The 17,520-nt window shown below is 36.5% G+C and carries 15 protein-coding genes; 4 read left to right on the top strand and 11 right to left on the bottom strand.

Going from position 1 to position 17,520, the window contains the following annotated elements:
- Positions 1-64 precede the first annotated feature (64 nt).
- Positions 65-1,225, top strand: coding sequence for an iron-containing alcohol dehydrogenase (locus WBG07_RS05620; protein ID WP_340199541.1), 1,161 nt, complete (start codon positions 65-67; stop codon positions 1,223-1,225).
- Here WBG07_RS05620 and WBG07_RS05615 read toward each other — a convergent pair.
- The 11 genes from WBG07_RS05615 to WBG07_RS05565 form a co-directional block, all read right to left on the bottom strand.
- A complete protein-coding gene (locus WBG07_RS05615; RefSeq protein ID WP_340199540.1) occupies positions 1,219-1,680 on the bottom strand; it encodes a hypothetical protein in 462 nt (153 codons plus the stop codon). The two genes, WBG07_RS05620 and WBG07_RS05615, sit on opposite strands and share 7 nt — an antisense overlap.
- A gap of 5 nt (positions 1,681-1,685) precedes the next feature.
- Positions 1,686-2,276, bottom strand: a complete 591-nt coding sequence (locus tag WBG07_RS05610; protein ID WP_340199539.1) for a hypothetical protein — start codon at positions 2,274-2,276, stop codon at positions 1,686-1,688.
- A gap of 79 nt (positions 2,277-2,355) precedes the next feature.
- Positions 2,356-2,556 (bottom strand): hypothetical protein, encoded by a 201-nt coding sequence (locus WBG07_RS05605; RefSeq protein WP_340199538.1) that lies wholly within the window; start codon positions 2,554-2,556, stop codon positions 2,356-2,358.
- Positions 2,543-2,908, bottom strand: coding sequence for a hypothetical protein (locus tag WBG07_RS05600; RefSeq protein ID WP_340199537.1), 366 nt, complete (start codon positions 2,906-2,908; stop codon positions 2,543-2,545). The genes WBG07_RS05605 and WBG07_RS05600 overlap by 14 nt, the downstream gene beginning before the upstream one ends.
- Before the next feature lie 90 nt (positions 2,909-2,998).
- Positions 2,999-3,364 (bottom strand): hypothetical protein, encoded by a 366-nt coding sequence (locus WBG07_RS05595; protein ID WP_340199536.1) that lies wholly within the window; start codon positions 3,362-3,364, stop codon positions 2,999-3,001.
- 7 nt (positions 3,365-3,371) lie between these two features.
- On the bottom strand, positions 3,372-4,463 hold the full coding sequence (locus tag WBG07_RS05590; protein WP_461781913.1) for an RHS repeat-associated core domain-containing protein: 1,092 nt from the start codon (positions 4,461-4,463) through the stop codon (positions 3,372-3,374).
- 172 nt (positions 4,464-4,635) lie between these two features.
- Entirely contained in the window at positions 4,636-5,280 is a 645-nt protein-coding gene (locus WBG07_RS05585; RefSeq protein WP_340199534.1) for a hypothetical protein, read from the bottom strand.
- 109 nt (positions 5,281-5,389) lie between these two features.
- A complete protein-coding gene (locus WBG07_RS05580) occupies positions 5,390-5,602 on the bottom strand; it encodes a hypothetical protein (RefSeq protein WP_340199533.1) in 213 nt (70 codons plus the stop codon).
- A 232-nt stretch (positions 5,603-5,834) separates the two neighbouring features.
- Complete coding sequence (locus tag WBG07_RS05575; RefSeq protein WP_340199532.1) at positions 5,835-6,035, bottom strand: hypothetical protein; 201 nt, start codon at positions 6,033-6,035, stop codon at positions 5,835-5,837.
- 14 nt (positions 6,036-6,049) lie between these two features.
- Positions 6,050-12,433, bottom strand: a complete 6,384-nt coding sequence (locus WBG07_RS05570) for an FG-GAP-like repeat-containing protein (protein ID WP_340199531.1) — start codon at positions 12,431-12,433, stop codon at positions 6,050-6,052.
- A 12-nt stretch (positions 12,434-12,445) separates the two neighbouring features.
- Positions 12,446-12,904 (bottom strand): T9SS type A sorting domain-containing protein, encoded by a 459-nt coding sequence (locus WBG07_RS05565; RefSeq protein WP_340199530.1) that lies wholly within the window; start codon positions 12,902-12,904, stop codon positions 12,446-12,448.
- 336 nt (positions 12,905-13,240) lie between these two features.
- On the opposite strand from WBG07_RS05565, the gene WBG07_RS05560 reads away from it, so the two are divergent.
- The 3 genes from WBG07_RS05560 (at position 13,241) to WBG07_RS05550 (ending at position 16,859) form a co-directional block, all read left to right on the top strand.
- Entirely contained in the window at positions 13,241-14,923 is a 1,683-nt protein-coding gene (locus WBG07_RS05560; protein WP_340199529.1) for a helix-turn-helix domain-containing protein, read from the top strand.
- 80 nt (positions 14,924-15,003) lie between these two features.
- Entirely contained in the window at positions 15,004-15,162 is a 159-nt protein-coding gene (locus WBG07_RS05555) for a hypothetical protein (RefSeq protein WP_340199528.1), read from the top strand.
- A gap of 8 nt (positions 15,163-15,170) precedes the next feature.
- Entirely contained in the window at positions 15,171-16,859 is a 1,689-nt protein-coding gene (locus WBG07_RS05550; RefSeq protein WP_340199527.1) for a S8 family serine peptidase, read from the top strand.
- The last annotated feature ends 661 nt before the right edge of the window (positions 16,860-17,520 follow it).

The following is a 17,520-nucleotide window of genomic DNA, read 5'->3' as shown; positions in this document are numbered from 1 at the left end:
TTTAATATTCCCTTAATACAGAAGCCGTAGGCACATTCGTACCTTTGCTAAACAAACTAGTGTTATGAATAATTTTGAATTATATAATCCTGTAAAACTGATTTTTGGCAAGGGTCAGATTTCCGCAATTGAAGGTGAAATCCCTGAAAAATCTCGTGTTCTCCTTTGCTACGGAGGCGGTAGCATCAAGAAAAATGGCATCTACAATCAGGTAAAAAACGCTCTGAAAAATAACAAAGTCTTTGAATTTGCAGGGATAGAACCCAATCCGCGATACGAAACTTTAATAAAAGCAGTGGCGCTGGTAAAAGAGAAAAAAGTAGATTTTATTCTAGCCGTAGGTGGTGGTAGTGTGATTGATGGCGTAAAGTTTATAAGTGCTGCGGTTAATTATGCTGGTATTCCCATGGAGATCCTGCTCAAGAGAAAAAGTATCAAGGCAAACGCCATTCCTTTTGGCACAGTGCTTACACTGCCCGCCACTGGAAGTGAAATGAACTCAGGCGCCGTAGTGACCATTGAGGCCACTAAAGAAAAATTACCCTTTGGTGGTGGTGCACTTTTTCCTAAATTCTCGGTTTGCGACCCTACTGTTATTGCTTCCTTGCCTAAAAGACAATTACAAAACGGAGTAATTGATGCCTTTACGCATGTAATGGAACAATACCTTACCTATAAACACGATGCGTATTTACAAGATCGCTTTAGTGAGAGTATCCTTAAAACATTAATCCAGATTGGGCCAGATGTGATCTTAAAACCAGACGATTACACGGCTGCCAGTAATTTTATGTGGTGCTGCACTATGGCACTTAACGGACTCATACAAAAAGGTGTCCCGTCTGATTGGGCTACGCATATGATAGGGCATGAACTCACCGCGCTTTACGAAATAGACCATGCAAGAACACTTGCCATTGTTGGCCCTAACCTTTATAAGGTGATGTTTAACGAGAAAAAAGAGAAGCTGGCACAATATGGCCGTGAGGTTTGGAATTTACAAGGCGATACTGATGAAGAAATTGCCAGACAAGCCATTGAAAAAACCGTAGATTTCTTTCATTACTTAGGCGTACAAACCAAACTTTCTGAATATACTGAAGACTACCACACTACCGCAGATTTTATTAAAACCCGTTTTGAAAAACGCGGCTGGAAAGGATTGGGCGAAAACCAAAGTGTAAGCCCAGAAAAGGTAAAAGAAATAGTAGAGATGAGTTATTGAGAATCGTATAGGGATTTGCGAAGGAGTTGAAGCCAATTTAAAGGTTCTTTGGCGCCATTAAGTCTAAAGTATGCGGTATCCCATCCATCTATAGTGCAGAGCATCTCAGAATCTTTTGGTTTAATTATTTGAAAGGGCGGTCTAAAGTTTGCACCAATTTTAAATTTTCTTATGGTATCTAACCGATAAGAATTGGGTACCTTTTGATTTTCCAGCACTATTTCTGGACAGTTGTAGGGTATCACAATGGAATCATTTAAAATCACCGTCCCTTTATAGTGGGTCATCTTTATGACTTTCATAGTAACTTCAGATGAGTACGTTAAACGTATGTAAGGTGATGGCTTAAGCATACTATAACCCATTAGACCTATAAATAGTAATAACATTAAAGGTATTACTGTTTTTAAGATTCTCAGTTCCCAAGAAGTAATGGAGCGGCGATAAAATGCCATAATTATCAGGATTTAGTTCGGTAACTTAGTAATAATTCCTCATCAATTGCTTCGCTTAAAACAGGAATGTCTTTTCCTTTTTTCTTTTTCTTATAATATTTATGCGATGCTTTTTTAATGATTTCTGTATATTCAAGCGTTTTCTTTTTGAGTTCATCATTATTAAACGTCTTTCTGGAACTCTTTGCTAGTCTTTTTTGTACTCTCGTAAAATGACGTTCTCTTTCTACCTTTACGGGAACAAGCTGAACCGCTGCATAGAATGCACCCATCTGTACTGCCGCATCAATGGCGTACACCTTACCAGGTTCTAATTGAGCTTCCATAACAAAAAGATTTTCTGCTTTTGCACTTATCACATGTCTCCCAGGAGACACATAGAGTTTAAGATATCCATTATGATGAAACTTTCCCACATAATTTCCATCTACAAAAAACCGAAAGTTAATGGCAGAAGCCATAGGAGAAGTTCTCACTATATAGATAATGGCATTTTTGTTTTCCTCATTACTAGAAGGTATGGTGTCTTGTGCAACGCTCCATAAAGGCAGCGATAGTAGGAAAAAAAGCAATAAAAATTGGGTGTTAGTGATCATACTTCTCATACTTTACTTTACTTTAATTTAATTGTTACTAGTATTTTATTAGCATTATATTGCCTGCGTTTACCAAGGTTTAAAACTCAATATTTCTCCAATCACAAGTTGACAGCGTTTCCATTTTTTCTTTCAGGTTTCTTTTTTCAATGATCTTTTCTGAAATTGCATTTACTGGAAATTTTTCATTTTTAAAGGCTCCAAAATTCTGAGCACTACAAACACAAAATATGCCCAGATTACAAATAAGGAGAAACGTTAGGGTTTTATTTAGTTTCATTGAGATGCGTCTTTATTTCTTTGATTAATTTTTCAAGTTTTCCAAAATACCAAAAAATAATTTGTGAAGGGTATTCTTTTTTGGTATGTGATATTTTAATTCCCTGACCAAGCAGTGGGATTAGCACATATTCAGATAAATCTAAGATTTCATTTTCATTAAATTTATAAGTGCCATAAATGCTGCTAATTACAAGTTGACCGCCTGAAGCACTTAGACTTGCAAAAGGCCAAGTAGCATTTTTTATTCCGACACGTAGGCCGCCTATTTTTTTATTCAATGGATGTAAATTTAAAGTATCTGTGTTTTTAATGATTATTATGGTATCATTAAAAGCTTTTTTAACTACCATGTAGATCCATTTAAAGCATATAATCTGGTCTATGCGCTCTGTTTTTAGTGCAATATAACGGTTCATTTTGTACATATGCCCATCCAAAAGTTAATATTTCTCCAGATGAAATACAAGAGTATCACTATTTTTGATTACCCAAAATTTATCAGATTCTGCTTTCTTGATAAACAGATATGGAGGCTCAATGTCATGTATTGTAGGCTGAAACGGTGTTTTCCGAAAACTGTATTCAGCAGGATTTCTTTCTATCAACCAATCTGGCTTTTTATTAAGGAGAGGAGAAGCTGAATGCAAAGCGTATTTGTTATTAAGAATAGACGTTCCTCTTTCATTAGTATATTTCTTTACTTCTATCTTTTTTTCAAAATGGAAATCTATGGATGTATAAATATCATTTCTTTGACAATTAAAACAGCTGTAACAAAACAGGATCAAAATTATTCTATACTTCATTCTTGTGTTACTTTTTCCAAGGATTAGTTCTTGTTGTTTTTCCTAAATTAATATTAATGTCCAAGATTGTCAAGCTTATTCCTACTCCACCTGTTATACCAACCCCTATAACAAAATTACCTCCAGAATTTGGAACTTCCGAATATATAGCAGAAACACCAACTCCGATTAAAGCATCAACACCTATATTTGTTTCCCACCTATTTCCCAGAAAAACTGTATGATCAAAATTAGCGTTGCCTGAATAATATAACCTAGTAATACTGACACCAGCAGAAGCAGAAGGTGTAGATCCACCAACACCAACATCATCTACTTCAAATATCTGATATTTATCTTTACCACGTTCTATAAACAAAGCTCCCTTTTCTCCTTTAAGACCTAAACCAAAACCAGCAGCAGCAGAGCCAGATAAAATTGTTGCATCTGGTCCAAATAGATGCCTTATTCTTCCTGTTATAACTGCAGCTTGCATGTTTATACCAAACCAACCGCTGTGCACACCATGGTTTAGAATGCCTGAAATTAATCCTTGTCTAACACCATCTAAAAACTTACCTCCTCCCAGTAAGCTTCCCAATCCACCAGAAAGTCCAGAGGAGGTAATTTTTACACTCACAGACCAAAAATTAGAATTTAGCTTCACAGAACTTACACTTGTAGATATAATAGAGCTTATAGATCCACTTAAAAATCCTGCACCAAATTTACCTCCTTGAACATTAGCCAAAATACCGCCACTTAATCCATGAGCAGAAATCTGAAAAACTCCACTTAGAAATGCATTGGATATACCTTTTGTAATTTCTCCAATACCAAATGATACTGCTCCTCCAATTGCTCCATACAATGCAGCGGAACCAGCCCCTTCAAAAAATGCACGGTTATTGACTAAATTACTTATACCATTAGTAATTACACCAATAGCTGCTCCTATCAATGCAGAAACCAAAAATTCACCACTAGGATCTGAGTTATTTAACGGATTATTCCAAACATATCCATACCTGTTAAAACTTTGGGTATTGTAGGGGTCTTGTACATAATTATCGGGCGATAAAAACCTGCCCAAAACAGCATCGTACATTCTGCCGTTCATATGGATGAGGTTTACCCCGAAGAAATGTTCGTGCCCTGTAAAGCCACGGTTTATCAAAGAACTTTCATACCCAAACTGGGTATCGTTTATTCTAGTTTAATGAAAATATTAATTTTTTCTTTCAACAAATATTTGTACTTCTTTTTATTCGTTAAATGTTTTTTGCCTTAAACTATTCCTGTACGATAACAAAACCTTCCGAATTAATTCTAAAATATATAGGTTCTTCTTCTACTTCTTCGACACCAATAACATCTGAATACAATGTTTTTACTTTGTGAATAAACTCATTTTCTCCTAAAAAGATTGTAAATTGTTTATAACCAAAATCTGAAAGACAAGTTTTTGCAAAAACTAAAATAGACGTAACATGATTATCTTTAATATTAACCATCAATTCTTTTAAAATAGTTAAACCTCCAATTTTTTTATAATATTTAAAAATGTATGCTTTATATCGTGTATCGTGAGCTACGCTGCCTACAAAATAAAGTTTTACCTCCTTTTTTAGATCTTTAACAAAATCTTCTCTACTTAGATACCCTTTGCTATTTGGGATTTTTTCTTTTTCATAAATATCTACGTATCCAGAAATTACATCTTCCTCAATAAGAAAATTGTATAAACGAGAAGTAGGACTTAAGCAGGTTCCTGGAAACTTGTTGTATTTTAAAACAATTTTATCAGAGAAAAAATGTAGCGCCTCTCCGTATAATTGATTTAATTTATTGACTGGAAATTTCTTGTTGTCATAATTCTGAAAGGCAAGGTATCCTCTATAACTCTTATCTTGGCCATAAGTATAAACTATGAACAAAAATGTTAGAAGGAAAAAGCATTTTTTTATAATCATAACTATTTTATTAATAAAATTATTTGCAATATGTTAAGAATTAAACCAAGTTATATCTATTTCCAAAAATTTTTCATCTTGGTAAAACAGGACGATTTTTGATAATCCTAAAAACATTATTAGTGAAATTTTCATGGTGAAGGCTTGGACTATAATATCGATAAGAAGAACCTACCCAAATATCATAAAACTTTCTTGCATTCCAATTCCATGCGTCTGCCTGATAGTATTCCCATCTTCTTATCCCATAATGTTCTTTTAGAGTAGATGCACCAAGTCCTGTCAATAAGCATAAAATGCCCTATGATAAAAATTCAATATTATAATTCTCCCCATTTATTACTTTATCAGCAAATTATACTGAGAGAACTACAAGAATGCTTTTCCAATTGTAATTAATTCTTTCATTTATGTTTTTCAATAAAAATCTCCCTATCCAACTTAAAATCAATAAAATATGAAATACTTATGCCTAATAAGGCAACTCCTTTTTATAATTTCCATTCAATTCAAATATCTTATAACAACTTTAATTCCATGAAAATAAAAAACAGCCCCATCAAAATACAACCAGATGCGGCCACAAAACCCATAATTCTTCTTGATTTATGATCAAATTTAATATATTGAGGATCAGAATCTTCATGTAGTTTTTTATTGAAAAAAATAAAATATAAAATTCCTAAAGTTATTAAGCCTATTCCCTTAAATATTTCCATATTACATAATTTAGTTAAAAATCATTGTTAATAGCTTTCTCTATTAAAGACAATTTTAAAGATTTATTTTGTCTAAGAATAGTTTGTCCTAATTGAGTACTTCCCGGAACTTTTTTTATTAATACGTCGGTTGCAATATCTATAGTTTTAACAGCAAGTGAAGTGGAAGTTCTGTTGTACTGATCAGTTAATATGCTCTCCGTTACTGAACCTCCAAATGATGTCCAACCACCTACTTGTGCCAAAGGCACTCCAACTTCAGCCCCAACTACACTTAAAGTCAAGGCATATCCAGCATAGGACATTCCATCTCCTGCCTTTTGTGCAAATCTTGAAAAAGTAATTGCATTTTCAAAAAAGGTAGTTCTGGCATCAAATACTCTTCTATATAAAGTAATAGTAGCTGTTCTTGGCTTCACCCAATCGTCATAGGTGCCTTCTGCATATGCTGAAGCTTTCAAAGGTTTCATCTTTTGAAGTATGGAAGCTTCCAATTTCCTTTTTAGTATATCTGAATCTACAATTGCTGACTTGACACCCAAGCTAGAATTATGGAAAAAGTCCAAACCCTGTCTTTGTGCTCTCAAACCTCCACTAATTCCGCCAATAATTCCACCACTTATACTTCCAATAGCACCCCCGTAAATACCAGCACGTATTCCACCTAAAAAACTACTGCCCTGCGTCCAAGCTGTTAAAGACGCACTAACAAAACCAGCTGTAAGCCCACCTATAGCGCCCGCAGTAAAACCTGCTGTAAAACCTGTAGCTGATAAGGCAGCACTCCCAAAAAAAGAGCCTCCCAAAGCTACATTACTAAATCCAGCTCCTACTCCTGAAGCAACACCTCCAATAAAAGCTCCTATAAGAATACTACCAAAATTCGCGCCACTTTTGAAAGCTGCCGCTGTGCCCCCTATGATTGCTCCCACTAAAATTGCGCCTAGTAAAAACTCCCCGCTCGGGTCATTATAACTTAAGGGATTATTCCAAACATACCCATACCTATTAAAACTTTGGGTATTGTAGGGGTCTTGTACATAGTTATCGGGCGATAAAAACCTGCCCAAAACAGCGTCGTACATACGTCCGTTCATGTGGATGAGGTTTACCCCGAAGAAATGTTCGTGCCCTGTAAAGCCACGGTTTATCAAAGAACTTTCATACCCAAACTGGGTATTGTTGTTGTTGTTTACAAATTGGTCTGCCGTACCCCAAGCGCCAAACTGCCGCTGTTCTCTTAGGGTTCCAGACGAGTCTGTTATCGCCAGAATACTCCCCAGATAGTCGCGGTGTAGGTAATGGTAGGCGTTAAACGCACCGTTCCCTACTTGCCGGATGTGCATGATGGGTGCGGTGTAGGCATCTCCGCCAATAAAAGTAGTAATTTTTGTGGTATTGGTTTGGGTGTTTGTGGTTATTTCTACGGGGGAAATGGAGGAATAGTGTTTGTGATAGGTTCTTTGGTGTTTGTCGGTTTGATTACCGCCATAGTAGGCATGGCTTCTGCCCATCATGGGGTGGTATTCAAAACTTACCCTGCCATGTCCTTCTTCTTGTATTTCTACGGGGTTTTTAAAGGCGTTGTAGGTGATTTGTTGTAACGGGTGGTTTTGAAACCAGGCGTCTCCGGTGGTGTTGAGGTCTAGTGCTGCAATGCGGTATTTTTTTGCTTGATCGTAGCTATACCCGCCTACATTGGATTTGTTGGTAAAGCGACCTTCAGCATCGTACTGCTGATTTAGAGTAATGGAACCGCTGATCTGGGTAAGCCGATCCTGACTGTCGTAAGTGAATCCTTCATTCCAGCTAAACCCGTGATTGGTACGACTGTTTAAAATGCCTCGTTGTGCATTAAAGTCATAGGTCATTTTTAAGGCTCGCAAAGCGGTATTGGGTTTATGATCCCATATTTGGGTAGGCAAGCCAAAGGCGTCGTACTGTCTGGTCTTGGTATATCCGTTGCCCAGCTGAATCGTTAAGGGTTGGCCTCGATGATTTTGATCGGTAAGCTTCCAGAGGCTGGTGCCACTGCTCCAGTCTTTGAGTTCGTGAAGTATTCCTTCGGTACTGTACACATTGCGAATTCGCACGTTGTTCTGGGTGTTGGTGGCCTTGTGCAGGGTTTTGTATTCGGTGCTTTGGGCTCTGCCTAAGGCATCAAAGGTGGTGTGGGTTTCAAAAATAGCAGCATCGTTATTTTCTATAATGGAAATGGGACGCTGATAGGAATCATAGCCATAGGTATATTGATAACTTTTTCCGAAATGGGCATCGGTACCGGAGATTTGGCTCAGCATTTTGGTGCTGCCATCGTAGGTATAGTTGAGGGTCATGTGGGTTTCATTCCCGATGATTTTCTTTTGGAGGGTTTTCCCGTTGGGGTCTAGGGTATAATCAGTGACTCCGGTGGGGGTGGTTTCTTGTATCAACTCGCCATAGGCATTGTATTGATAGGTATAGATGCCTGCGGAAGGATCGTTTAACTGGGTTTTACGTCCCCAACCGTCAATTAAAATCGACACCACATTTCCGTTGTAACTGGCGGTTTTTAATTGGTTATTGGGATGGTAGGTGTAATTGATGGTGCCGCCGGGGTCGGTGGCATGTACCACATTCCCTATAGCGTCTACCGTAGTACTTTTTACTTTGGTGCCATCATCTACGGTAACCGTTTTTTCATTATAGGTAGTGGTTATTATTTTACCGGTATAGCTTTGATGGGAAATTAATCGTCCATACAAATCATAGGTATTCCGGTTCCATTGACTGGCACTTCCATTGCTAAAATAGGGTTCACTTTCTTCTAATACTTTTCCTTGAATATCATAGTTAAATTGTTGCTTGATCTGTTTTTGATGCAGACTTAATCCAGTGGTTTCTAAGGTCCACCCAAAAGCGTTAAAGGTTTCGGTACTCATTCCTCCATCGGGTGAATATATGGTTTTCATGAGTCCTCCTGAGGCTGTTCCTTGGTATGAAATGGAAGTTGGTTGTCCTAAATAATTGGTTTCTGCAAGGAGCCTATTCCATCCATCATAGGTAAATGTGGTGGTTCTTCCATAAGGATCTGTTGACTGGATCAGGTTGCCTAACGCATCAAAACTCATGGTAGCAACAAGCCCTTCTGCATCGGTGGTTTGCGTTATATACCTACCACTATTGTCATATTGAAAATGTTCACTACGGCTGCTCATTCCGGTGGCTGAAATGGTTTTTTGGGTTCGATTTCCATAGAGATCATAGGTGAAATCTTCCTGCACCCAATGGGTCTGATGCCCCTTGTATTTTCTTTGGGAAATGATGTTGTTGTTGTAACTAAACTGTTCCGTAGCGGTCATCGTATTCCCCAACAAGGTGGTTGCTTCTACTTTTTCTATCACCCTTCCAATGTGGTAATCTTGATCGTTAGAGGAAGGATTGTGCTGGTAGGTATAATTTACCTCCTGTGAGCCACCTTGATACACTGTTTGCAAGCGGGTAACATTGTTATGATGGTCGTATTCATAACTTTCGGTTTTTTGGGTATTGGTGAGACCGTCATGATGCAAAATCTGTAGCGGGAGGTTGATAAAAACCTTGTTTGCGGTGAGCGTGGTAGCATAGGTATACTGGGTTCTGGAAATAAATGCGGAAGGCGTATTCCCGTCTGGCGGATCCAGCGTTAATTGCGCAGCAGCCCATTCATGGATGACCGCCCCCCGCAATTGCGGATTGGTTTGTATGGCATTCCACAAACGGGGGACATTGGTTCCATGTACATTGGTTTTTCGTACCAATGTAAAACCTAAAAAACCTAAACCTTCTAAATGGGAAACCCCATTTCTATATTTAAAGAGCTGATGTCTGGAAATACCTTCACCGCTTTCTTCCACTTCTTTTACTACTCTAAAGGATGGAGCCAATGCAATGTTCGCATAGGGATATACTTGATCTGATGCAGCTATATAGGTTGCCTCTGTATCAGAGGTTTCCTTGATCCCCAGATTGTGATAGGTAATAGCTTGCTTGAGTCCGTTATGATCTATTTCACGCAATAAGACTTCATCTCTATGGTCTTTTTCAAAAGTATAAGACCAGATACGATCTTTATCAAGATAGGCATATTCCAGATTGCCATTAGATTTAATCAAATCTAAAAATACCGGAATGCCAAACTTGCGTACACCTGTATTATCTTCCACATGGTTTAAACTTCGTTCAAAATCAACATAGCTATCGTTTGCTTTGTGTTTATTATCATACAAAGAGAGGTATTCTTTTGATAAACTTTCATCTTCTAAAGAGGTTATGACTGTATGTTTTAGGATATCGGTTTTTCCGTCACCGTTAAAATCTTGTGCGATATAATGATATTCCCATAAAGATTGTTGTAAGGAAGAGCTTCCGTTAAAAGAAGAAGAAAAAACACCGTTTCTGCGATAATCTAATTCAATGTCTTTTGTAAATGATTGAAAAGTGACCCCCGTAGAAAGGAAAAAGCGCCAGTTGGTACTTCCAGCTGCTGTAGGTGCAGACAGGTCTGTTTTACCATCCCCATTAAAATCACCTAACAGAAGAGCTTCATTTTGCTTAATGGAAGCATCTGTATGTTGGTATAAAAGATTCAAGGTATTATTAGCAGTAAGTTCATACACCAATACCTTTCCATCTTTTATATGTAATAGTTCCGTTTTACCATCGCCATTAAAATCAATGGCATAAAAACGATCTCCATAGGCCCAAGGGGCAGTTGAATGGAGATAACCAGCAGTATTCGCAAAATTGGTAGTTTTTCTTCTATCGAGATCAATAAAGTTTACCTGCCCATTATTTACGGTATTTGTGGTACAGCTACAACTACTGGTGCCTCCTTTATAATTGCTGTTTTTAGGAGCTAACAAGGTACTGTCTTGAGAGGAAGACCCTTGTAACCTTGGTTGCCCTCCACCACCACCACCGGTGCTGGTAGTTCGGCAATATTTGGTGCTATACGATTTGTTTATGGCCAGTACATCGGTCAATCCGTCACCATTAAAATCGCCAGAGATATAGTCCTTTGGAACGGCACGACGCGTACCGTCATTACAATAGTTTTGATAAACATAAGCAGTAGGCGTCCACTCCCTCACATATTCATTATTAAATGCACTGATAAAGAATCTTGCTTGCCTGAATTTTACTGTAGAGGTAACTGAATTGGTATTTCTGCTTTCGGTAACCGTTGTGAGTGCCTGCCATGAAGGTATTTTAGACGCTGATGTTAAAATTGTAGAGGCAAAGGTTGCTGTACGTTCTGGATCGCTGCCATAGGCTTCTAGGGAAACCATAGCTCCACTATTCGCGCCAATTCTTGTAAACACGCTTACGGTACCTGTATTATTTTTTTTAAAAGTCGCAAAATCCATTCGCCCATCACCATCAAAATCACCGGAAGCCATTTGGTCTGATTCTACAGAAATCTCAGGGTTTAATGCTATGGTATGATTTACTTTGATAAAACTATCTGCAGTATCATTATAGTCTAAATTAATGGCGGGTCTGGATTGCCCTGCACTATTTGTTTCTACTATTTTGGTTAGTCTGTCATAGGCTAAAGTGGGAGAAGCTTCATGTGTTAAGCTATATTTTCTATACAACAAGCCTGAAGTGCTTACTTCAATACGAGTTAACAATGCTTTTCTGGTAAAATTTATTCCTCCTATAAAAGTTTGTTCTGCTCTTGATCTGTTTCCATAATAAAACAGTATCTCATTAGGTGCTGTATTTCCGGTTCTGGCACCATACCGAATCTTTTCTAACCGCAGTAGATTGTTTACATTTTTATAAGAATACAGGAGGTAATTGCCTTGATTATCCTGCCATTTGTAGATAGACCATTCCAAACGGTTATGAGACGTTCCTCCATTACCATACCAGGCTCTTGAACCATCGGGGTACAATACCAGAAAATAAGCCGGTCCATAACCAGCTCCATAACGGGATACGCCTATGGCTTTGATCTTGAGATTGGAGTAGTTCTCGGTTTGGTATTCGGAATCGGGGGAACCATAACTACCACTTTTTAGAAGCAATCTTTGCCCGTCTAAAGCATAGCGGTCTGTGGCAGAAAAATCAATAGGATGTATTTCTCCATCGTGGTGTTTGGTAGAAGGAATTCGGGTGATGGTAGAGAGCCCAGCGATATTCCACCCCCAACCAGCAATACCGTTTCCCGCCTGGCTGCTATAGGTTAAAGAAACGGGCGGTACAATATCTTTGATGCCGGGAGGTAATGCAAAAGGCACTGTATAAGTAGCAGCCCCAGTGAGGGATACGTCAAAAGCAGCGGGGGTACTTCCTGCGTCTGCCCCTGTTTGGGCGCTACTTAACTGACTAAACAAGATTAAAATACATGCAAAGCGTAAAAATGTGGTCATCTATAAAATGTGTTATTGCTTAATGATCTTTTTGGTGATAAGCGTTCCATCATTCATAAAGAACTGAACGATATAAATACTGGAGGGTTCTTTACTTAAATCTATGGCAACGGCCTGTATGCCTTTTTGGTAAGGCACTGTTTTTTCATAAGGGGTGTGATACCCTACAATTTTTATCTGTGCAATCTGCGTTCCAAAGTTGGCTTCCCAGCTTAGCACTACTTCTCCTTCTGTGGGATTGGGGAGTATCAAGATGGCATCTGTTTGATCTGTGGGCGTTGCTTCTTTGGATGCTTCTGGGAGCTGTTTCTCTTTATTTTGAGCAGGCGCTACAGAACGGTTATTGCAACCATTGCAGTAGGAACGTTCTAATTGATTGCCGGAAGCATCATAGGTAATGATAAGTTTGGTTTGAGCTTGTACAGAAATACACAGAAAAGCACCTGTAAGAGTTAAAAATATGGGTTTCATTTTAGTGGTTTGTAAGATCAAAAATAATTGTTGCTTTTGATTTAGTGTTACGGTTTTCCCTCGTTTCCTGCCTTATTTAATAGCTTTTGATTAGACATTAATTAGTACAAATTGACAATCAAATAACTAGGGTTCATGTTAAATTTTAAATAAAAATGTTGGTTTTAAGGATTGGCCAAATTAAAGGATGATAAATGAAGCGGACAAGAACTCACTACATGCATTTATGAATTTTAAGGCAAAGATTTATGAATCTTTACTGATAAGTATTTGAAAGAATAAGATTAGCTTTAATTGTATTAATAAATCTTTAATTTAGCACTTTTACACTACTAAATGATTCGATATTTTCTCTTTACTTTTCTTTTAATCTCATGGCATTCAATGCTCTCTGCTCAAGATTTGGATTATGAAAATCTTAGTTATAGAGAGCTCACAATAGCATTCTATAAAAAATCTGAGGATACTTTGTTTTCAAAAAAAATTGCAACTAAATTTTTAAAAAAAGCGAAAAATGAAAATAACAAAAAACGAATTGCAGATGGATATTTTTTATTTTCAAGAATAAAAACAGATTCAATTGCTATTATTTATCTGGATAGTATTTTGCAGTTTACTATTGAAAAACCCAATAAAGACCAGCCTTGTGTAGCATATTTTTCTAAGTCCACCATTCTATATAAAAGAAGAAATTTTCAAGAAGCTTTAAACCTCGCTTTGAAAGCACAAAAATCAGCAGAATTAGCAGATAATAATTATATCAAAAATCTATCTGCTAGGACTATTGGTTTAATAAAAAGTAGAATTGGTAACGAAAAAGAAGCATTAAAAATTTTTAGGAACTGTTACCAACAAATGGTTAAAAATGATTACCTCAACAAAGATCCTTATTCATTCGTTCATACGTTATATAGTCTTTCTGATTCTTATCAAAGAAATGGTATTTTAGATTCAGCAACTATTTTAAACAAAGAGGGTTTTGAACTATCTAGGCACTACTCCAAATTTGAAATGACAAATTATTTTCGTTTTAGTCAAGGTATTGTTCATTTAGACAATTCAGAGTTTAGGCTAGCAATTGATAGTATATATAAAGCATTGCCTCATTTGATAAGGGAAAAAGATCTTCCAAATATTGCTCTGGCTTATTCTTATATTGGAAAAGCACAATGGTTCATGAATGAAAAGGAATTAGCTATTTCTAACTTAAAAAAAACAGACTCAATTTTTGATATTATACAAGATTTACATCCCGATGGCAGAGAAGGATACCTATATATTCTAGAATACTATCGAGAACGTAATAATTTAGAACAAGAACTAAATTATATCAAAAAGCTTTTGAGTTTAGACAGTATTTTGCAAAGTAATTACAAATACCTTGCTAAAAAGGTTGTAAAGGATTATGATACAAGAATCTTGATATCCCAGAAAGAAAATATCATCGGTAAAATTAGAGCAAAGAAAGATCTTTTCAAGAATATTATGATTGCTCTTTCAGTACTTACCTTATTTAGCCTTACAGGGGCCTTCTTAAATTATAAACTTCAAAGTAGATATAAAGAAAAATTTAAAATCATCCTTCAACAGGTTAATACCTCTCAGAATACTTTATTAATAAAAGAAAATGAAAACAAACAAATCAGTATTCCTGAAATTATACTTAAAGATCTTAAAATCAAAATTGAAAAATTTATTAATGAAAAGGAATTTTTGAGTCCTTCGATTAGCCTTACCTCTATGGCAACAGAATTACAAACAAACTCTAACTATCTCTCCAAATTTATTAATCATTTTTATGGAAAAAACTTCAATACTTTTATTAATGACTTACGAATAAATCATATATCAAAAAGACTCTTCGAGGATAAAATACTTCAAAAATTCACTATAAAGGCGATAGCAGCAGAGGCCGGTTTTAAAAATACAGTATCGTTCTCAAAAGCTTTCTACCGAAACCACAAAATGCAGCCATCCTTTTTTTTGAAAGAACTTAATAAAATTAAGAAATATTCATGAATCTTATCAAGTGAAATCCTTATTTTTTATTTCATAAGCTTAAGTACCGTAAATTTATACTCACAAAATTTAATAGTAAAATGAAAAAACGGAATACAAAAAAAATACTTATCTTCAATAAGGTAAAAATTAGTGATTTGAAAACTTTGCGAGTACTGCTAGGTGGGTCTACCGACAATGGAGAAACAGGAACTACCGAAGCGACTAGTTCATGTGATTTTACCTTGATCAGTTGTTAATCAAAGTTATGAAAATCAAATTACCATTTTTATCTTTTTTGTCCATTCTATTCTTATGTGGTTGCTATTCGGAAAAAATAGAAAAGCCATTTATTACGTTCTCAAACAAGAATAACCTTTCAGTTAAAATAAAGTCTACAACTGAACTCAAAAACTGGCAATTAAAAGATATTCAACAAGATTCTCTTCCCGGAATTAGCCTTGAAAGAGCCTATACCGAATTGCTAAAAAACAAAAAGGGAGAAGAGGTAATCGTAGCATTGTTAGACGACCATCTAGACATTGATCATGAAGATCTTAAAGCCCAAATTTGGATCAACTCTAATGAAATTCCTGCAAATGGTAAGGATGACGATAACAATGGGTATATTGATGATGTAAATGGATGGAATTTTACTGGAAACTCCAAAGGCGAGCAAGTTATTTATATGAATAATGAAACCGTCAGAATTCTTCGGGAGTTGGAGTCCCTTTATAGGGGAAACACACTTGATGATTTTACCGAAGGAAAAAAACGTGAAGGATTTATCTATTATCAAAGAGTTCAAAACGAATTTGAAAAACAAAAAACAAAAGCGCAAAAACGTTTAAAATATGCAGATTTTCTAATTGCAGCGTATCCTGTTGTTATTGCAACTCTGACTGAACGCATTCCTGACGGAGATTTTACTATTGAAAAATTAAATAAAATTATCATTGATAGTGGTAATGTCAAATTAAAATCTTCTGTAAGGTTTATGTCTGATATGATTAACTTACATAAAAGCAGAAAAGATTTTGATATTACCAAAGAGGGTGCAGAAGCAGCGTTTACAAAAGCCCTGAACTTAGACTACAACGAACGAACCGCCATTATAGGTGACAATCCCGAAGATGTAACCGATATTTATTATGGAAACAACAAGGTAGGTACGCATTTGGAATATTTTCAGCATGCTACACAAGTGGCGAGTGTAGTTGCAGCTACCCGAAATAACAATCTAGGGATTAAAGGCGTTTCAGATACTATTAAAATTATGCCTGTTTGTGTTTCTACAGAAGGTAATGAACACGACAAAGACATTGCCGTAGGCATTAAATACGCCGTAGATAACGGAGCTAAAATTATTAACATTAGCCTAGGTAAGATGTTTTCATTGCACAGCGATTGGGTATTTGACGCTTTTAAATATGCCGAAGAACATGGAGTGCTCATTGTCTCTTCTGCCGGAAATTCAAACTACAATCTCAATGAAGAGAATGACTATTACTTTATGGATAATCTGGATAACGGAAAAGAGGTTTCTGGTAATTTTCTATTGGTAGGTTCTTCTTCAAGGCAAGTGAATGAAAACTTAAAATCTAGATTTTCTAATTACGGAACGATAGATGTAGATGTTTTTGCGCCGGGTGATAGTATTTATGTAGCGTATCCTGAAAACAAATACTTGTTTAACAGCGGCACTTCCCTTGCTTCTGCTTTAACTTCTGGCGTGGCAGCACTAATTTTATCGTATTACCCACATTTATCAGGGAATGATGTAAAACAAATCTTGATGCAATCGGGGGTGGCTTATGATCTTAAGGTAAACATCGCAGGGAGAGATGAAGAACCAAAACTAGCATCTTTTAAAGAGATCTCAAAATCCGGACGAATTCTCAATGCCTATAATGCCATCTTGCTTGCCAGCAAATGGCCGGTGGAAGATTCAAATTGATTTCCTAAGATACTAGAATCACTTAAAAAAGCGGAGTTATGTAGCGATGTAACGTTTTGGAATTAGTCTTTGACTTTAGTATTATAAAATTCACAGGCAAAGGTATCTCAGGGATTCTAATTTACTAAAGTTATATTGAACGGAGAACTACAGAGGGCTTAAAGGACCTCAGCCTCCTGTGTATACTGAAGTATTCTCAAAGCAAGGGACTAAATGCCTCCAATGAATTCTGTAAGCTGGGGGCTGAGAATCTGAAATGCCACTAATACATTCTTGAAGCTGCGGGCTGAGGCTCTCGAAGCCCATCAACTACACTTTCAATGTAAACTATACTTTACAAACAAAACAAACTACCATTACAAAAACGACTCAAAAACTCCTTTTTTGGGTCTTTTTGGTGAAACATGCGGAGGTAACAGTGAAAACCTCCGCATGTCAAGACCTAAACCTCCGCAACTTTGCATACAAACCTCTTGAGGTTTTGAGTAGAAGCTGCGGTGCTTTTTTACAAATTTGATTTCTAAGCGTTCTTAAAGATATTTGGAAGCTAAGAAGACAAAAGGGTGTAAAGTATACCTTATAAAATAAAGGATTTAGTTATTAGCTGTAGTTTTAACGCCTGTAAATACTACAAGGTATAGAAATCTTTATAAGCGTATAC

Origin of the sequence: Ascidiimonas meishanensis (genome assembly GCF_037782385.1) — a bacterium.
In the GTDB taxonomy this organism is placed as follows: domain Bacteria; phylum Bacteroidota; class Bacteroidia; order Flavobacteriales; family Flavobacteriaceae; genus Ascidiimonas; species Ascidiimonas meishanensis.
Note: the sequence above shows the minus strand (reverse complement) of the source record. Positions and strands in the feature narration are given on the sequence as shown.